Raw genomic sequence first — 15,060 nt, 5'->3', positions numbered from 1 at the left:
CGTGGGCGCATGTCCCTGACCGCCGGCTGCCCGCGCTGCCCCACCCCGATCGCCCGGGTCGACGAGCGGTGGAGCTGTCCCGAGCACGGTGACGTGGCGCCGCTGTGGCGTCCGGCCGAGTCGTCGTACGACGCGTTCGCCGACCACCTGCGCGCCTCGGTCGGGTTTCCCACCCTGATCCCGTGGCCGGTGCCGCCGGGGTGGAGCGTCACCGACTTCGCCGTGGTGGGGACCGACCCCGAGCGCGCTCGCGCCACGATGATCGCCTGCTCCGGCGCGAGCGAGCTCGACGGGCCGGTCGACCTGATCATCGTCAGCGAGGAGGCCGGGGTCGGCCTCGGCGCGCGGATCGCCGGCACCCGCCACGACGACCCCGGCAGCGAGATCAGCGCCGGCTCACCGATGGCCAAGGTGCGCATCGACCACCAGGCCGTGCCGCTCTGGGCGGTCTCGACGAGCAACGCGTCGTCGGAGTGGGACCGGTCGGTGATGGCCGGCGAGGCCTCCGGCCGGTGGCTGTGGCTGATCTTCCACCCGGCGTCGGCGATGCTGCTGCTGCGCGACGACTGGATCCTGCGCGACCTCTCCGAGGTCGGCCCCCCGCTGCTCGAGCTGCCCTTCGGTGGTCCTGCGCCGCTCTGGTGACCGGCGTCATGCTCTCGCTGAATCAGCAGGTGGGGGCGGCGAGGCCTAGCCTTGGCAGGTGCGCATCGACCTCCACACCCACTCCCGGGCGAGCGACGGGACCGAGACGCCCGGCGACCTCGTCCGTGCGGCGGGTGCGGCCGGCCTGGACGTCGTGGCGATCACCGACCACGACACGGCCACCGGCTGGGACGAGGCGGCGCTGGCCGCGGCCGAGGTGGGCATCGAACTCGTGCGCGGCATGGAGATCAGCACCAAGCACCAGGGTGTCGGCGTGCACCTGCTCGCCTACCTGCCCGATCCCACCCACCCGGGCCTCGACACCGCCCTGGACAAGATCCTCGACGGGCGCACGTCGCGGGTGCCGGCCATGCTCGACCGGCTGCGCGAGCACGGCATCGACATCGACATCGCCGACGTGCGACGCGTGGCCGACGGCACCGCCGCGACCGGACGACCGCACGTCGCCGACGCGCTGGTCGAGCTCGGCGCCGTCGCCGACCGCGGCGAGGCCTTCCGCACGCTGCTCAACCCCGGGCGTCCGGCCTACGTCGACCGCTACGCCGCCTCGCTCGTCGACGTGATCCGCTCCGTCACCGACGCCGGCGGGGTGAGCGTCATCGCCCACGCGTGGGGCCGTCGCACGTCGGGTGAGCCGGGGGAGGAGACGCTCGCGGGACTCGTCGAGGTGGGCCTGGCCGGCATCGAGGTCGACCACCAGGACCACGATGCGGACGACCGGGAGCGGCTGCGCGCCATCGGGCGCAACCTCGGGCTGGTCATGACCGGCTCCAGCGACTACCACGGGCTCGGCAAGGTGGACCACGACCTCGGGTGCAACACCACCTCGCCCGACCACTACGAACGCCTGCTCGACCTGGCCGCCACCGCCTCGGCGCGCTCGGGACGCCCCACCCCGGAGGTCCTCCGCCCGTGAGCTCGATCCTCGACACGGTCCTGCTCGTCGAGGTCTTCGTGACGCTCTTCGTGATCATGGACCCGGTCGGCACGGTGCCGATCTTCCTGTCGCTGACCAGTGGCCGCTCGGCCGCGACCGCCCGCAGGGCGGCGTGGCAGGCCGTGGCGGTGTCGTTCTTCGTGATCACGCTCTTCGCCTTCTTCGGCCAGCAGATCCTGCAGTACCTCCACATCTCGCTGCCTGCGCTCCAGTGCGCCGGCGGCCTCCTGCTGCTGCTCGTGGCGCTCGAGCTGCTGACCGGCAACGAGAAGGAGCCGACCGCTCAGGCCGGCGCCAACGTCGCGCTCGTCCCGCTCGGCACCCCGCTGCTCGCCGGGCCCGGCGCCATCGTCGCGACCATGCTCTTCAGCCGCGACGTCGACAGCGGCGCGTCCTTCGTCGCGGTGGCGCTCGGCGTCATCCTCGTGCACGTCAGCCTGTGGCTCGCGATGCGCTACTCGCTGCCGATCCTGCGGGTCATCCGCGAGAGCGGCGTCCTGCTCGTCACCCGCATCGCCGGGCTGCTGCTCTCGGCCATCGCCGTGCAGCTCGTCGCCGACGCGGTCCGGGCGTTCATCGCCGGCGAGGGCTAGCTTCGGGCTGTCAGGCCTCCGGTTCGGCTACGCGCCAGCAGGAGTGCCCTCCCGCGCACTCGTGAGAGGGGGCCACGTGGACCCCTCTCACAAGCGTGGGACGACGGTCCGCTCCGAGGGTGGTCATGACGACCTCGCGTCCGCCCTACTTGCGACCCAGCGACTGCAGTCGCTGGAGCGCACTGCTGGGCACCAGGCGGGTCAGCGTCGTGATCGCCTTGTACTGCGCGCCGGGGATCGAGAAGACCCGTCCCTTGTCGTAGTCGCTCAGCGCCTTGGACACCAGGAAGTCCACGTCCAGCCACAGGAAGTCGGGTGCGGAGGCGCGGCTGACGTCCATCCGCTCGTGGAACTCGGTCTTGGTGAAGCCGGGGCACAACGACATCACGGTGACGCCCTGCGGGCGGTACTCGTGGGCGGCCCACTCGCTGAAGCTGTTGACCCAGGCCTTGGCGGCCGAGTAGGTGCCACGGGGCAGGAAGGCCGCCACCGACGAGACGTTGATGACGCCGCCGTGGCCGCGCTCGGCCATCGGGCCCAGCGCGGCGTGCGTGAGCCGCAGCACCGCCGTGACGAGGACCTCGAGCATCTCGGTCTCGGTGTCGGCGGAGTTGTCGAGGAAGCGCTCCTTGAGCCCGAAGCCGGCGTTGTTGACCAGCAGCTCGACGGGCCGCTCGGGGTCGGCCAGCCGGGCCTCGACGGTCGCCAGCTGCGCACGGTCGGCGAGGTCGGCCCGCAGCACCTCGACCTGCACGCCGTGGGCCGCGGTGAGCTCGGCGGCGACGGCCTCCAGGCGGGACGCGTCGCGCGCGACGAGGACCAGGTCGTGACCTCGACGGGCGAGGTGCTGGGCGAAGGAGTGGCCGATGCCGGCGGTGGCGCCGGTCACGAGGGCGGTGCGGGTGCTCGACATGAGCCAAGTGAAACAGGTGGGATCCCCACCCTCGCGGGGGAGTCCGGCATGATGGACCCCGATGAGCACGAAGCGCACGACCCTCGCGATCGCCAACCAGAAGGGTGGCGTCGCCAAGACGACCTCGGTGGCCTCGATCGGTGCCGCCCTGGCGGAGCTGGGCCACTCCGTCCTGCTGGTCGACCTCGACCCCCAGGCGTGCCTGACCTTCTCCCTCGGCATCGACCCCGAGGACCTCGAGCTGTCGGTCCACCACGTGCTCACCAAGGGGCTCGACCCCACCGAGGTGATCATCGCGACCGAGGACGGCGTCGACCTCCTGCCCGCCACCATCGAGCTGGCCCGCGCCGAAGCCGACCTGCTGACCCGCACCGGACGCGAGCAGGTCCTGCGCGGCGTGGTCGAGGACCTCGAGGAGAAGGGCACCCACTACGACTGGATCCTGCTCGACTGCCCGCCCTCGCTCGGCGTGCTCACGGTCGCAGCCCTCACGGCCGCCGACGGCGTCCTGATCCCGCTCCAGTGCGAGACCCTGTCCCACCGCGGTGTGGGGCAGCTGCTCGACACCGTCCACGACGTGCGCCGCTTCACCAACCGCGGCCTCGAGGTCTGGGGCGTGCTCCCGACGCTCTACGACGGCCGCACCACCCACTCGCGCACCGTCCTCGAGACCATCTCGGAGACCTATGAGCTCGACGTCGTCGAGCCCCCGATCCCCAAGACCATCAAGTTCGCCGAGGCGCCCGCCGCCGGCCGCTCGATCCTCGCCACGAGCCGCACGAGCAAGGGGGCCCAGGCCTACCGCGCCGTCGCCGCCAACCTCGTGACCCGGGCCGGCCGAGGCTGAGTCGGTGGGCAAGCACCGCGCCGAGGTCCGGCCACGCTACGGCCGGATCGCCGTCCTGGGCTCCTCGCTCGCCGTCACGCTGATCGCGGTCCTCGGCGGCACGGGCGCCCTGCCCCAGTCGGCCGACCCCGCGCGGGCGTCGGTCAGCGTGGACCGCGACGTCGCCGACACCTCGCCGCAGCCGTCGTACGACGAGCCCTCGACGACCGCGCTGGACCCGGCCGTGTCGTCGGTCCAGGTCGACCCGGCGGCTGCCGGCGAGCTCGCCAAGGTGGCGCAGCGGGCCGACAAGACCCTGCCGGCCGACTCCGGCGAGGGTCGTCGGGTGGTGTTCAGCGAGGGACGGCAGCGGGTGTGGCTGGTCGAGGAGGGCGACGAGGTGGCGAAGACCTACCTCGTGTCCGGCAGCATCTACGACAACCTCGAGCCCGGCACCTTCGAGGTCTACTCCCGCTCCGAGGACGCGGTCGGGATCGACGACTCGGGCACGATGAAGTACTTCGTGCGCTTCACCCAGGGCGACACCGGTGCCGCGATCGGCTTCCACGACATCCCGGTGCTCGACGGCGAGCGGATCCAGGGCTTCGACGAGCTCGGCACCCCGCTGTCGCACGGCTGCATCCGGCAGCGCCGCTCCGACGCGATCGCGCTCTGGGACTTCGCGCCCCTCGGCACGACCGTCGTCGTCACCGTCTGAAGCGACCGCGTCGCAGCACCCTCAGCGCGGGAGCTTCGGCTCGGGCCGCTCGTAGTCGGACGGCTCGCTCTCGATCATGTAGTTGGGGTCCTCGCCGATGCGCTGGACCATCAGGTCGAGCCACGCCTGGTCGCCGGTCTCGATGTCACGCTCGGCGAGCTGGTCGCGCAGGTAGGTGACCAGGTCGGTCTCGCCGGCCGACTTCGCGACCGACGTCGCGTCGACAGCGGCCTGCAGGTTGGCGTCGTACGTGGCCATGCTCGTGCTCCTGACGTAGGGGAGCGCCGAGCCTAGCCAGGACGGTCAGACCGACTGCGGGGTGGTCCCGGCTTCGCCACCCGAGGCGCCGGAGCCGCCGCGGCGACGACGGCTGCGGGTGCGACCCGCGCCCTCGCTGCTGCCGGAGCCGCTGCCCTCGGTGCTGGAGGAGCTGGGGGCACTGGCGGTGCTGGTCTCGGGGGAGCCCGCGCCCTCGCTGCTGCCGGCCCCACCGCTGCGGGTGCGGCTGCGGCTGCGGTTGCGCTTGGGACGGTCGGCGCCCGACTCGCTGCGACGACGGTCGCCACCACGGTCGCCACTGCGGTCGCCCCGGTCACCACGGTCCTCGCGGGGCTTGCGCTCCACCGGGGCGGGGTCGACGATGCGACCCTTCGTGCCCGGGGCGATGCCCTGGTCGTGGTAGAGGTGCTCGGAGGTGGAGTAGGTCTCCTGCGGCTCGTCGAAGGGCAGGTCGAGGGTCTTGTTGATGACCTTCCACCGGGTGATGTCGGCCCAGTCGACGAAGGTGATCGCGATGCCCGAGGCGCCCGCGCGGCCGGTGCGGCCGATGCGGTGGACGTAGGTCTTGTCGTCCTCGGGGCAGGTGTAGTTGATGACGTGGGAGACGCCGGCGACGTCGATGCCGCGCGCGGCGACGTCGGTCGCGACGAGCACGCGGATCTTGTCCTCGCGGAACTTGGCGAGCGCCTTCTCGCGGGCGATCTGGGCCATGTCGCCGTGCAGGGGGCTCGCGCTGAAGCCGCGCTCGGCCAGGTCGTCGGCGACGCGCTGGGCCTGACGCTTGGTGCGGGTGAAGACGATGATCTTGCCGGCGTCCTCGGCCTGCAGGACCCGGCCGATGATCTCGGGCTTGTCGAGGTCGTGGGCCTGGTAGATGAACTGCGCGGTCGCGGGCACCATCGTGGTGTCGTAGGACGACTCGGCGCGGATGTTCATCGGGTGACGCATGTGGGTGCGGGCCAGGGCGACGATCGCGGCGGGCATCGTCGCGGAGAAGAGCATCGTCTGACGCGTCTCGGGCGTCATCTTGAGCAGGCGCTCGACGTCGGGCAGGAAGCCCAGGTCGAGCATCTCGTCGGCCTCGTCGAGCACCAGCGCGTGCACGTGGGAGAGGTCGAGGGCCTTGCGGTTGGCCAGGTCGATGAGGCGGCCCGGGGTGCCGACCACGACGTCGACGCCGGTCTGGAGAGCGTCGAGCTGGGTGTCGTAGCCGACGCCGCCGTAGACGGTCAGCACGCGCAGGCCGAGGTCCTTGCTGGCGAGGTGGAGGTCGTTGGAGACCTGGAGCGCGAGCTCACGGGTCGGGGCGACGATCAGCGCCTGCGGCTTGCCCTGCGGCAGGTCGGCGTAGGCGGGGTCGGTGGAGACGACGCTGCGCTGGAGGACGGGGATGCCGAAGGCCAGCGTCTTGCCGGTGCCCGTGCGGGCCTGGCCGATCAGGTCGGTGCCCATCAGGGCGACGGAGAGGGTCATCTCCTGGATGGCGAAGGGGGTGGTGATGCCGGCGCGCTCGAGGGCGTCGCAGATGAGGGGCAGGACGCCCAGCTCACGGAAGGTCGTGGTCACGGGTGCTATCGCTTTCGCAGTGGTTCAGCCGGTCAGCCGAAACAGAAGTCGGATGCGGCAGATTCACACTCGGCCGCGCACATACGGGCCGCCGACGGCGGCAACAGTGACCCTCAGTCTATCGGTAGGGTGCGATCATGCCCGCATCTGTGTCCGACGACGTCCCGGTCGCCTTCGCTGACCCTGTCTACCGCGAGGCCGTGGTCGACCTGCTGGCCGTGATCGCGTACGGCGAGATCACCGCCTTCGAGCGGCTCGCCGAGGACGCCAAGCTGGCCCCGACGCTCGAGGACAAGGTCGCGCTCGCCGCGATGGCCTCCGCCGAGCTGGACAAGGTCGGCCCGCTCCGGGACCGCATCACCGAGCTCGGCGGGGAGCCCTTCGCCGCCATGGCGCCGTTCCGCTCCGCGGTCGACCTCTTCCACGCCCACACCGCCCCGGCCGACTGGTCCGAGGGACTCGTCAAGGCCTACGTCGGCGACGGGCTGGCCAACGACTTCTACCGCGAGATCGCGGCCTACCTCGACCCCGACACCCGCGACCTGGTCGTGTCCTCGGTCGACACCGCCGGCAACTCGGCGTTCGTCGTCGAGAAGGTGCGTGAGGCCATCGCGGCCGACCACCGCCTCGGCGGCCGGCTCGCGCTCTGGGGCCGCCGGCTGATGGGGGAGGCGCTCACCCAGGCCCAGCGGGTCGCCGCCGAGCGGGACGCCCTCACGGCGCTGCTGGCCGGCGGCGTCGACCGCCCCGGTCTCGACCTCGCCGCGATCGGGCGGATGTTCACCCGGCTCACCGAGCGGCACGCCGAGCGCATGGCCGAGCTGGGCCTCGACAGCTAGACGAGGCCGAGCCCGACCAGCGGGGTGGTCGTCCCTAGGAGCGGAACCCCACGTGGCCGGCGACGCCGCCACCGATCTCGATGTAGGTGATCTTGGAGCCGGGGACCAGGGTCTTGCGGCCCTTGGTGTCGGTCAGGGCGAAGACACCGTCCTCCTTGAGCGCCTCGGCGGCGACCTTCTCGACCGCCTCCGCAGTCTCGTCGGTCTCCACGACCAGCTCTCGCGAGGCGTACTGGACGCCGATCTTGACCTCCACAGGTCGTCTCCTTCTCGTCAGACTTACGTCAGTGTTCGTCGGTCTTGGGGTAGCCGCGGATGCCGCGCCAGGCCAAGGCTGACACAAGGGCGGCTGCCTCCGTGCGGGAGATGCCCCCGGCCTCGCTGAGCCAGAACCGCGCGCTGACCTGAGCCATGCCCACGAGGGACACCGCGAGCAGCCGTGAGGCGGTCTCGGGCAGGCCCGTGTCGTCGGCGATGACGTGCGCGATCAGGGCCGCGCACTCGGTCGTGACGCGCTCGACGTGCTCGCGCACGGCGGGCTCGTTGGTCAGGTCGGACTCGAAGACCAGGCGGAAGGCGCCGGAGTCGTTGGCGACGTACTCGAAGAAGGCGTCGATGGTCGCGCCCACGCGCAGCTTGTTGTCCTGGGTCGAGGCCAGGGCGACGCGGCAGTTCTCGATGATCTGGTCGCAGGAGGTGTCCAGCAGCGCGAGGTAGAGCTCGAGCTTGCCGGGGAAGTGCTGGTAGAGCACCGGCTTGGAGACCCCCGCCCGCTCGGCGATGTCGTCCATCGCGGCGGCGTGGTAGCCCTGGGCGACGAAGATCTCCAGCGCGGAGGACAAGAGCTGGGCGCGGCGCTCACGGCGCGGCATGCGGGCGCCTCGCGGGCGCGCACCCCCGACGTCGTACTGACCTGCGCTCACCGTGTGCTCCTCGTGCCCGGAGGGCCCCGGAGCGGGGTCCTGGCTGTTGTCGGCTGCGAGCCTACTCGTTGGTCACCTGGTCCGGATGACGGGACGCGGCGCGGTCGGCCGGGCCCGGACGGGGAACATGAGAGGCGGTCACCGTGTTGTCGCAGGTGTTGCACCCAGAGCAGCCCGAGCACCGTCCCCACCGTTTCGAGGAGTACGCCGTGAGTTTTCCCGCGCTGGTCGAGCCCGCCGACGAGCTGACCATCGACGAGGTACGTCGTTACAGCCGCCACCTGATCATCCCCGACGTGGGCATGTCCGGGCAGAAGCGGCTCAAGAACGCCAAGGTGCTGGTCATCGGGGCCGGCGGCCTCGGCAGTCCCGCGCTGCTCTACCTCGCCGCCGCCGGTGTCGGCACCCTCGGCATCGCGGAGTTCGACGAGGTCGACGAGTCCAACCTGCAGCGCCAGATCATCCACACGCAGTCCGACATCGGGAAGTCCAAGGCGGTCTCCGCGAAGGAGTCCATCGCCGAGGCCAACCCCTACGTCAACGTGGTGCTGCACGAGGAGCGCCTGGACAACGACAACGTGCTGCAGGTGTTCGAGGGCTACGACCTCATCGTCGACGGCACCGACAACTTCGCGACCCGCTACATGGTCAACGACGCTGCCTACTTCCTGAAGATCCCCTACGTCTGGGGCTCGATCTACCGCTTCGACGGTCAGGCGTCGGTCTTCTGGCCGCACGCCACCGACGAGGACGGCGAGAGCGTCGACGCTCCCTGCTACCGCTGCCTCTACCCCGAGCCCCCGCCGCCGGGCATGGTCCCGAGCTGCGCCGAGGGCGGCGTCCTCGGTGTCCTGTGCGCCGCGATCGGCTCGATCCAGGTCAACGAGGCCATCAAGGTCCTCGCCGGCATCGGCGACCCGGCCGTCGGCAAGCTGGTCATCTACGACGCCCTCGAGCTGGAGTGGCGCAAGCTCAAGGTCCGCAAGGACCCCAACTGCGCGCTCTGCGGCGAGAACGCCACGGTCACCGGCCTGATCGACTACGACGCGTTCTGCGGTGCGATCTCGGAGGAGGCGGCCGACGCGGCCGCCGGCTCCACGATCTCGGTCACCCAGCTCGAGCACATGCTCAAGGAGCGCGAGGAGGGCGCCCGCGACTTCGTCCTCGTCGACGTGCGCGAGCCCAACGAGTTCGAGATCAACAAGATCCCCGGCTCGGTGCTGATCCCCAAGGGTGACTTCCTCAACGGGACAGCGCTGTCGCAGCTTCCCTCTGTCGACACGGGCAAGCAGATCGTCATGCACTGCAAGTCCGGTGTCCGCTCCGCCGAGACCCTCGCCATCGTGAAGGGTGCCGGCTACGCCGACGCCGTGCACGTCGGTGGCGGCGTGGTGGCCTGGGTCAACCAGATCGACCCCAGCCAGCCGTCGTACTGATCGGAGTGAGCCCCGTCGCGGGCGAGTAGTCATTTGTGACTACTCGCCCGTAACTCTTCGTGTGGGTGTGTCGTTGAGCACGTCGACCGCACCCGTCGGCGCTGTTGCCGACCCACTCAGGAGGGTTATCACTCGATGCTCGTTGCACCGAAGTCCACGCGCCGCCTCGCAGGTCTGGCCGCCGCGTTCTCCAGCGCCGCCCTGGCTGTCACCCTCGCCGGCGCCCCCGGCGCCGAGGCCGTCAAGCCCGTCAAGCCCGCCAAGACCCTGCGCGTCGCCACCTGGGCGCCTGCCGCGTCGGCCGGCATCACGCCGGGCGTGCAGACCAACACCGCGGGCAGCGGTCAGTGCACCGCCAACTTCGTCTTCACCGACGCCGCCGGTGCTGTCTACCTCGGTCAGGCCGCCCACTGCGCCAGCACCGGAGAGGCCACCGACACCGACGGCTGCCTCGCCGACTCGCTGCCCCTGGGCACCCGCGTGACCTTCAACCGCGGTGGCTCGCTCCTCAGCGCCGGCGAGCAGGTCGGTGCCGGCACGCTGGTCTACAGCTCCTGGCTGACCATGCAGGGCCGTGGCGAGAGCGACGCCGACACGTGCGCCTACAACGACTTCGCACTGGTCAAGATCAACGCCGGCGACGTCGCCGACGTCAACCCGAGCATCCCGTTCTGGGGAGGCCCCGTGGGCGTCAACCAGGCAGGGACGGCCGCGGGTGACCGGGTCTACAGCTTCGGCAACTCCGGCATCCGCTTCGGCATCGAGCAGCTCTCGCCCAAGACCGGCATCAGCCTGGGCACCGACGGTGGCGGCTGGAACCACCCGGTCTACACGCTGACCCCCGGCGTCCCCGGAGACTCCGGCTCGGCCTTCCTCGACGGTGAGGGCAAGGCCCTCGGCACCCTGTCGACGCTCGCGCTGGCCCCGCTGCCCGCCTCCAACGGTGTCGGCGACCTGTTCCGCGAGCTCTCCTACGCCCAGCAGTTCAGCGGCATCAGCGGCCTCAAGCTGGCCGAGGGCACGGAGCCGTTCGCCCCGATCCTCTGACGCACCAGACGCACCACCCGGGAGCATGACGATGGCCCCGTCCTCACGCAGGACGGGGCCATCTGTCGCCTCCGGCGCCCTGCGCAGGAGGTACGTTGCTCCGCATGGCAGACGCTCGGACGCCTCGGAGCGGATCGTCCGCCCTGGCCGTCCTCGGGGTCCTGGCGGTGACGGGGCTGCTGCTGGTGCTCGGCACCTGGGCGGCCTCGATCGGGCCGGACGACGTCGCCGACGACCGGGGCAGCGCCGACGTGTCGCTGTCGCGCAACACCGATCCCAACACCGCGACCGGGCCCCGCACCGTCCCTGACCCGCAACCGCTCGACCCGCGCCCGGTCGAGTCGTCGGGCTGGGCCCGGGTGCTCGGCACGCTCGTGGTCTCGGCGGTCGTGCTGGTGGCGGTCGTCCTGCTGGGTGGTCGCCTCCTCGCCGTCGTACGACGACTGACGCGGCTGCGGCGCCGCTCACGCCCTCAGGCGTCCCCCGAGGCGGACTTCGACATCCTCTCGCAGCCCTCGCCGGTCGTGGCGCAGGCGATCCTCGAGGACGCCACCGACCAGCGTGACGCGCTCGCCGAGGGCTCGCCCCGCAACGCGATCGTCGCCTGCTGGCACCGCTTCGAGTCCCAGGCGGCCGGCGTCGGGGTCGCCCGCCTGCCCCACGAGACGTCCTCGGAGTTCACGCTGCGCCTGCTCGACCTGGTCTCGGCCGACCGGCACTCGGTGTCGACGCTGGCGGCGCTCTACCGGGAGGCGCGCTTCTCCGACCACGAGCTCGACGAGCGGGCGCGGGCCGAGGCGGGTGCGGCGCTCGACGAGCTGCACGCCGACCTCGCCCGACGTTGGGCCACCCGAGCCGTCGACCAGGTCTTCGACCGGGGCCGGGCGCGATGAGGCCGGTCCGCTGGGGGCGGCGCGGCGCCCTCGCCGTCGTGGTGGCGGCCGTGGTGCTGGGTGTCGGCGAGGTGTCCGAGACCGGGCTCGACCCGCTGCGGGCCTGCCTCCTGGTCGTGCTCGTGGTCGCCGCCGTCGGGTTCGTGCTCGACGCCCTGGGTGAGCCGGGACCCACCTGGAGAGCCGACACCGTGCGCCCCGCCGCCCCCCGCGGTCTCGACCTGCAGACCCAGCGCTACCTCAGCGTCATGGAGAGCCACCTGGCCGCCACCCTGCCCGACCGGGCGCTGCGCGACCGCCTCGTGCTGCTGGCCGGTCGCACCCTGAGGCTGCGTCACGGCGAGCAGCCCGACACCGCGCGCGGGCGTGAGCTGCTGGGCCCCGAGCTGGCCTCCCTGTTCACCGATCCACCACGCCGCCTGACCAGGTCCGAGATCGAACGACACGTGCAGAGGATCGAGTCCCTATGACCCAGCCGCCCCCCGAGAGTGCCCCCGCCGGCACCCCCGCTGGCACCCCCGCTGGCACCTCGATGACCACCGAGGAGGCCGCGGCCACGGCAGGCCGCGTGCTCGACCAGGTCCAGCAGGCCGTTGTCGGCAAGCGGGAGCCGCTGGTGCTCGTGCTGACCGCGGTGCTCGCCAAGGGCCACGTGCTGATCGAGGACTTCCCGGGGCTGGGCAAGACGCTGGCGGCCAGGTCGTTCGCCCAGGCGCTCGGGCTCGACTTCTCCCGCGCGCAGTTCACCCCGGACCTGCTGCCCTCCGACCTCACCGGCTCCTTCCTCTACGACCAGCGTCGCGGCGAGTTCGAGTTCCGCCAGGGTCCGCTCTTCGCGGGGCTGCTGCTGGCCGACGAGATCAACCGGACACCGCCCAAGACCCAGTCGGCCCTGCTGGAGGCGATGCAGGAGCGCCAGGTCACGGTCGAGGGGGAGACCTTCGCGCTGCCCGACCCGTTCCACGTCGTCGCCACGGCCAACCCGATCGAGTACGAAGGCACCTACCCGCTCCCGGAGGCACAGCTCGACCGGTTCCTGATGCGGGTCGGCTTCGGCTACCCCAGCCTCCAGGAGGAGTACGACGTGCTGGCCCGGCGCATGGACCGGGGCCGGGAGGAGGTGGTCCTGGACCAGGTGACCGACGCCGCGGGCCTGCGGGCCATGCAGGAGGCGGTCGAGACGGTGCGGGTCGACCCGAGCGTCGCGCGCTACTGCGTCGACCTCGCGGTCGCCACCCGCGCCCACCGCGAGGTGCTGACCGGGGCGTCGCCGCGCGGCTCCTTGGGGCTGGTGCTCGCCGCGCGGGCCTTCGCGCTCCTGCGGGGTCGCGACTACGTCGTCCCCGAGGACGTGAAGGCGATCGCCCGGCCGGTGCTGGCCCACCGGATCACGATCAAGCCCGAGCTCTGGATGAGCGCCAGCAGCGGCACCTCGGTCGTGGACGACGTCCTCGACCGGGTCGCGACGCCCTCGGCGCTCGAGCGCTGAGCCGGTCCTGTGATGACCGGCCTCCCGCAGTGGCGACCCACCGCCGCCACCAGCCGCGCCGCCGTGGTCGCCACGTCCGGCACGGTCGCGGCCGTGCTCGCCGGCCGCCCCACGCTGCTGGTGCTCGTGGCCCCGTTGGTCCTCGCCACCGCCCTCGCCCTCGCCGGTCGCCCGCGGCGGACTCCGTCGGTGCGCTCGGACTTCGACCACCACGCGCTCCACGAGGGCCAGGGCACCACGTCACGCCTGGTCCTGTCCGATGCCGAGGACGTCGAGCAGGTCACGCGCGTCGCGTCGCGCGAGCCCTTCGTGTCCGTCCGCCCCCACGGCGGCCGGGTGACGGGGCTCCTCGGCGAGGGCGCCGTCGACCTGGAGTTCGGCCCCCGGCGGTGGGGCCGCCGGGTCGTGGGCGAGGAGGTGGTCGCGCTGACCTCGCCCTGGGCCGGCTTCCGCTGGGGGCCGAGCACGATCATCGGCGACCAGGTCCGGGTGCTGCCGGTCGGTCTGCACTACGCCTCGCACGCCGAGTCGCCCCAGCCGCGGGGACTCGTCGGCGCCCACCGCTCGTCGCGTCCGGGCAGCGGCACGGAGTTCGCCGGGATCCGGGCCTTCGTGCCCGGCGACCGCCTGCGCCGCATCAACTGGCGCGTCTCGGCCCGCACCGACCAGCTCCACGTCACCACGACCCGCGCCGAGGAGGACGCGGGCGTCCTCCTGGTCGTCGACGCGATCGCCGACCACGGCCGCTCCGGCGGGGTCGACGGGGCCGAGAGCAGCCTCGACCTGACGGTCCGCGCCGCCGCCGCGGTCGCCGAGCACGCGACCCGTCAGGGAGACCGGGTCTCGCTGCGGGTGCTGGGTCGCTCCACCCTCCAGGTCGGCTACGGCTCCGGCCGGCGTCACCTGCGCCGCGTGCTCGGGACGCTGGCGTCGATCCAGCCCGGGGCCGCGCACGACGGCGAGCTCGAGCGGCTCCAGCTCCGCGCCACCGAGGGCACCATGGTCGTCGTGCTCTCGCCGATGCTGGCCGAGGTCGTCGCGACCCTCACCGCGACCGCCGTACGCCGCGGTCTGCCGACGTTGGTCGTCGACACCATGCCGCCGGACGCCGACCCGGGCCTCGCCCCGGAGGTCGACCCGCTCCTGGCCGACCTGGCGTGGCGGATGCGGCGCCTCGAGCGCGAGCAGGTGCTGGCGAGCCTGGCGACGCTCGGCTGTCCGGTGGTGCCGTGGCGAGGGCCGGGAACCATCGACGAGGTCACCCACCGCCTGGCCCGCCGCGCCCGCCAGCCGCACCTGGGGTCACGATGATCGGCCAGGCGATCCGCTCGTGGAGCCGGGGGCAGTGGGCCCTCCGGCTGGTGGTGCTGACCGGCCCGGTGCTGGCGACGTGGGCGGCCGGTCTCACCGGCGACCCGCCCGGTCGGCTCGCGCTCGGCGTCGTCGTCGTGGCGAGCCTGGGCTTCGCGGTGTTCCCCGAGTCGGCGGTCGGCACGATCGCCTTCGCGACGGTGCTGCTGACATGGGGGTTGGGCTCCTCCCCGTCGACACCACCCGAGGCGGTGCTCGCTGCCGGCGCCCTGGTCGCGTCCCACGTGTCCGCCCTGGTGGTCTCCTACGGCCCGGACGACGTGCCGCTCGACCGTCGCCTGACGCTGACCTGGCTGGTGCGCGGGTCCGCGCTGTTCCTGGTCGCACCGGTGGTGTGGCTGCTGGCCACGGGCCTGGAGGGCCAGCCTGAGCCGGCCGGCCTCTGGGTGGCTGCCGTCGCCGCGCTCGCGGTGGCGGCGGTGGTCGCGACGACCTCGCTGGGGCCGAGGAGGGCGACATGACCGAGGACTACGTGGAGGAGGTGCTGTCGGTCGTCGAGCGGATCCCGCGCGGACGGGTCACGACCTACGGCGCGATCGCGGACGTCGTCGGTGGCGGCCCCCG

At 72.3% G+C, this 15,060-nt stretch carries 18 protein-coding genes; 13 read left to right on the top strand and 5 right to left on the bottom strand.

The annotated features are described in order from the left end of the window. Positions 1–9 precede the first annotated feature (9 nt). The 3 genes from AAG827_RS13625 to AAG827_RS13615 are packed head-to-tail and all read left to right on the top strand — an operon-like array spanning position 10 to position 2,196. Positions 10–645 carry a DUF6758 family protein gene (locus AAG827_RS13625; RefSeq protein ID WP_341926599.1) on the top strand — a complete coding sequence of 212 codons (636 nt, stop codon included), beginning with the start codon at positions 10–12 and terminating at the stop codon, positions 643–645. Positions 646–703: 58 nt separating this feature from the next. Next, positions 704–1,582, top strand: coding sequence for a PHP domain-containing protein (locus AAG827_RS13620; protein WP_341926598.1), 879 nt, complete (start codon positions 704–706; stop codon positions 1,580–1,582). Beyond that, entirely contained in the window at positions 1,579–2,196 is a 618-nt protein-coding gene (locus AAG827_RS13615; protein WP_309647724.1) for a MarC family protein, read from the top strand. The genes AAG827_RS13620 and AAG827_RS13615 overlap by 4 nt, the downstream gene beginning before the upstream one ends. Positions 2,197–2,341: 145 nt before the next feature. Here the strand turns inward: AAG827_RS13615 and AAG827_RS13610 are convergent, their stop codons facing one another. Then, entirely contained in the window at positions 2,342–3,109 is a 768-nt protein-coding gene (locus AAG827_RS13610; protein ID WP_341926595.1) for an SDR family oxidoreductase, read from the bottom strand. Positions 3,110–3,170: 61 nt separating this feature from the next. Between AAG827_RS13610 and AAG827_RS13605 the strand changes: the two genes are divergently transcribed. Both AAG827_RS13605 and AAG827_RS13600 read left to right on the top strand, forming a co-directional pair. Then, positions 3,171–3,956 (top strand): ParA family protein, encoded by a 786-nt coding sequence (locus tag AAG827_RS13605; protein WP_341926593.1) that lies wholly within the window; start codon positions 3,171–3,173, stop codon positions 3,954–3,956. Between the two features lie 4 nt (positions 3,957–3,960). After that, positions 3,961–4,653, top strand: a complete 693-nt coding sequence (locus AAG827_RS13600; protein ID WP_341926591.1) for a L,D-transpeptidase — start codon at positions 3,961–3,963, stop codon at positions 4,651–4,653. 21 nt (positions 4,654–4,674) lie between these two features. On the opposite strand, the gene AAG827_RS13595 is transcribed toward AAG827_RS13600, so the two are convergent. Then, positions 4,675–4,911, bottom strand: a complete 237-nt coding sequence (locus tag AAG827_RS13595) for a hypothetical protein (protein WP_341926590.1) — start codon at positions 4,909–4,911, stop codon at positions 4,675–4,677. Between the two features lie 45 nt (positions 4,912–4,956). Then, positions 4,957–6,405 carry a DEAD/DEAH box helicase gene (locus AAG827_RS13590; protein WP_341926627.1) on the bottom strand — a complete coding sequence of 483 codons (1,449 nt, stop codon included), beginning with the start codon at positions 6,403–6,405 and terminating at the stop codon, positions 4,957–4,959. A 230-nt stretch (positions 6,406–6,635) separates the two neighbouring features. Between AAG827_RS13590 and AAG827_RS13585 the strand changes: the two genes are divergently transcribed. Continuing rightward, entirely contained in the window at positions 6,636–7,337 is a 702-nt protein-coding gene (locus AAG827_RS13585; protein WP_341926589.1) for a ferritin-like fold-containing protein, read from the top strand. A gap of 34 nt (positions 7,338–7,371) precedes the next feature. On the opposite strand, the gene AAG827_RS13580 is transcribed toward AAG827_RS13585, so the two are convergent. Together AAG827_RS13580 and AAG827_RS13575 are read right to left on the bottom strand one after the other, a co-directional pair. Next, complete coding sequence (locus AAG827_RS13580; protein ID WP_341926588.1) at positions 7,372–7,593, bottom strand: DUF3107 domain-containing protein; 222 nt, start codon at positions 7,591–7,593, stop codon at positions 7,372–7,374. 28 nt (positions 7,594–7,621) lie between these two features. After that, entirely contained in the window at positions 7,622–8,209 is a 588-nt protein-coding gene (locus tag AAG827_RS13575; protein ID WP_341926625.1) for a TetR/AcrR family transcriptional regulator, read from the bottom strand. Positions 8,210–8,469: 260 nt separating this feature from the next. Between AAG827_RS13575 and moeZ the strand changes: the two genes are divergently transcribed. From moeZ to AAG827_RS13540, 7 genes are all read left to right on the top strand, one after another. Further along, a complete protein-coding gene (moeZ, locus tag AAG827_RS13570) occupies positions 8,470–9,696 on the top strand; it encodes an adenylyltransferase/sulfurtransferase MoeZ (protein ID WP_341926587.1) in 1,227 nt (408 codons plus the stop codon). 135 nt (positions 9,697–9,831) lie between these two features. Next, positions 9,832–10,743 (top strand): hypothetical protein, encoded by a 912-nt coding sequence (locus tag AAG827_RS13565; RefSeq protein WP_341926586.1) that lies wholly within the window; start codon positions 9,832–9,834, stop codon positions 10,741–10,743. Between the two features lie 104 nt (positions 10,744–10,847). After that, positions 10,848–11,636: a DUF4129 domain-containing protein gene (locus AAG827_RS13560; protein WP_341926585.1), complete on the top strand. Its 789-nt coding sequence runs from the start codon at positions 10,848–10,850 to the stop codon at positions 11,634–11,636. Next, a complete protein-coding gene (locus AAG827_RS13555) occupies positions 11,633–12,106 on the top strand; it encodes a hypothetical protein (RefSeq protein WP_341926584.1) in 474 nt (157 codons plus the stop codon). Before AAG827_RS13560 ends, AAG827_RS13555 begins: the two co-directional genes overlap by 4 nt. Then, positions 12,103–13,125, top strand: coding sequence for a MoxR family ATPase (locus AAG827_RS13550; RefSeq protein ID WP_341926583.1), 1,023 nt, complete (start codon positions 12,103–12,105; stop codon positions 13,123–13,125). The genes AAG827_RS13555 and AAG827_RS13550 overlap by 4 nt, the downstream gene beginning before the upstream one ends. Positions 13,126–13,137: 12 nt before the next feature. Then, positions 13,138–14,436 carry a DUF58 domain-containing protein gene (locus tag AAG827_RS13545; protein ID WP_341926581.1) on the top strand — a complete coding sequence of 433 codons (1,299 nt, stop codon included), beginning with the start codon at positions 13,138–13,140 and terminating at the stop codon, positions 14,434–14,436. Next, positions 14,433–14,957, top strand: coding sequence for a hypothetical protein (locus AAG827_RS13540; RefSeq protein WP_341926580.1), 525 nt, complete (start codon positions 14,433–14,435; stop codon positions 14,955–14,957). The genes AAG827_RS13545 and AAG827_RS13540 overlap by 4 nt, the downstream gene beginning before the upstream one ends. The last annotated feature ends 103 nt before the right edge of the window (positions 14,958–15,060 follow it).

It is taken from the genome of Nocardioides psychrotolerans (assembly GCF_943371775.1).
Classification (GTDB): domain Bacteria; phylum Actinomycetota; class Actinomycetes; order Propionibacteriales; family Nocardioidaceae; genus Nocardioides; species Nocardioides psychrotolerans_A.
The sequence above is the reverse complement of the archived record's forward strand: the minus strand, read 5'-3'. Positions and strand labels throughout refer to the sequence as shown.

Coding starts and splice junctions, on each gene's coding strand:
- AAG827_RS13625 (WP_341926599.1), top strand. CDS start 10: ATGTCCCTGACCGCCGGCTGCCCGCGCTGCCCCACCCCGATCGCCCGG.
- AAG827_RS13610 (WP_341926595.1), bottom strand. CDS start 3,109: ATGTCGAGCACCCGCACCGCCCTCGTGACCGGCGCCACCGCCGGCATC.
- AAG827_RS13605 (WP_341926593.1), top strand. CDS start 3,171: ATGAGCACGAAGCGCACGACCCTCGCGATCGCCAACCAGAAGGGTGGC.
- AAG827_RS13595 (WP_341926590.1), bottom strand. CDS start 4,911: ATGGCCACGTACGACGCCAACCTGCAGGCCGCTGTCGACGCGACGTCG.
- AAG827_RS13590 (WP_341926627.1), bottom strand. CDS start 6,405: ATGACCCTCTCCGTCGCCCTGATGGGCACCGACCTGATCGGCCAGGCC.
- AAG827_RS13585 (WP_341926589.1), top strand. CDS start 6,636: ATGCCCGCATCTGTGTCCGACGACGTCCCGGTCGCCTTCGCTGACCCT.
- AAG827_RS13575 (WP_341926625.1), bottom strand. CDS start 8,209: ATGCCGCGCCGTGAGCGCCGCGCCCAGCTCTTGTCCTCCGCGCTGGAG.
- AAG827_RS13565 (WP_341926586.1), top strand. CDS start 9,832: ATGCTCGTTGCACCGAAGTCCACGCGCCGCCTCGCAGGTCTGGCCGCC.
- AAG827_RS13560 (WP_341926585.1), top strand. CDS start 10,848: ATGGCAGACGCTCGGACGCCTCGGAGCGGATCGTCCGCCCTGGCCGTC.
- AAG827_RS13555 (WP_341926584.1), top strand. CDS start 11,633: ATGAGGCCGGTCCGCTGGGGGCGGCGCGGCGCCCTCGCCGTCGTGGTG.
- AAG827_RS13550 (WP_341926583.1), top strand. CDS start 12,103: ATGACCCAGCCGCCCCCCGAGAGTGCCCCCGCCGGCACCCCCGCTGGC.
- AAG827_RS13545 (WP_341926581.1), top strand. CDS start 13,138: ATGACCGGCCTCCCGCAGTGGCGACCCACCGCCGCCACCAGCCGCGCC.
- AAG827_RS13540 (WP_341926580.1), top strand. CDS start 14,433: ATGATCGGCCAGGCGATCCGCTCGTGGAGCCGGGGGCAGTGGGCCCTC.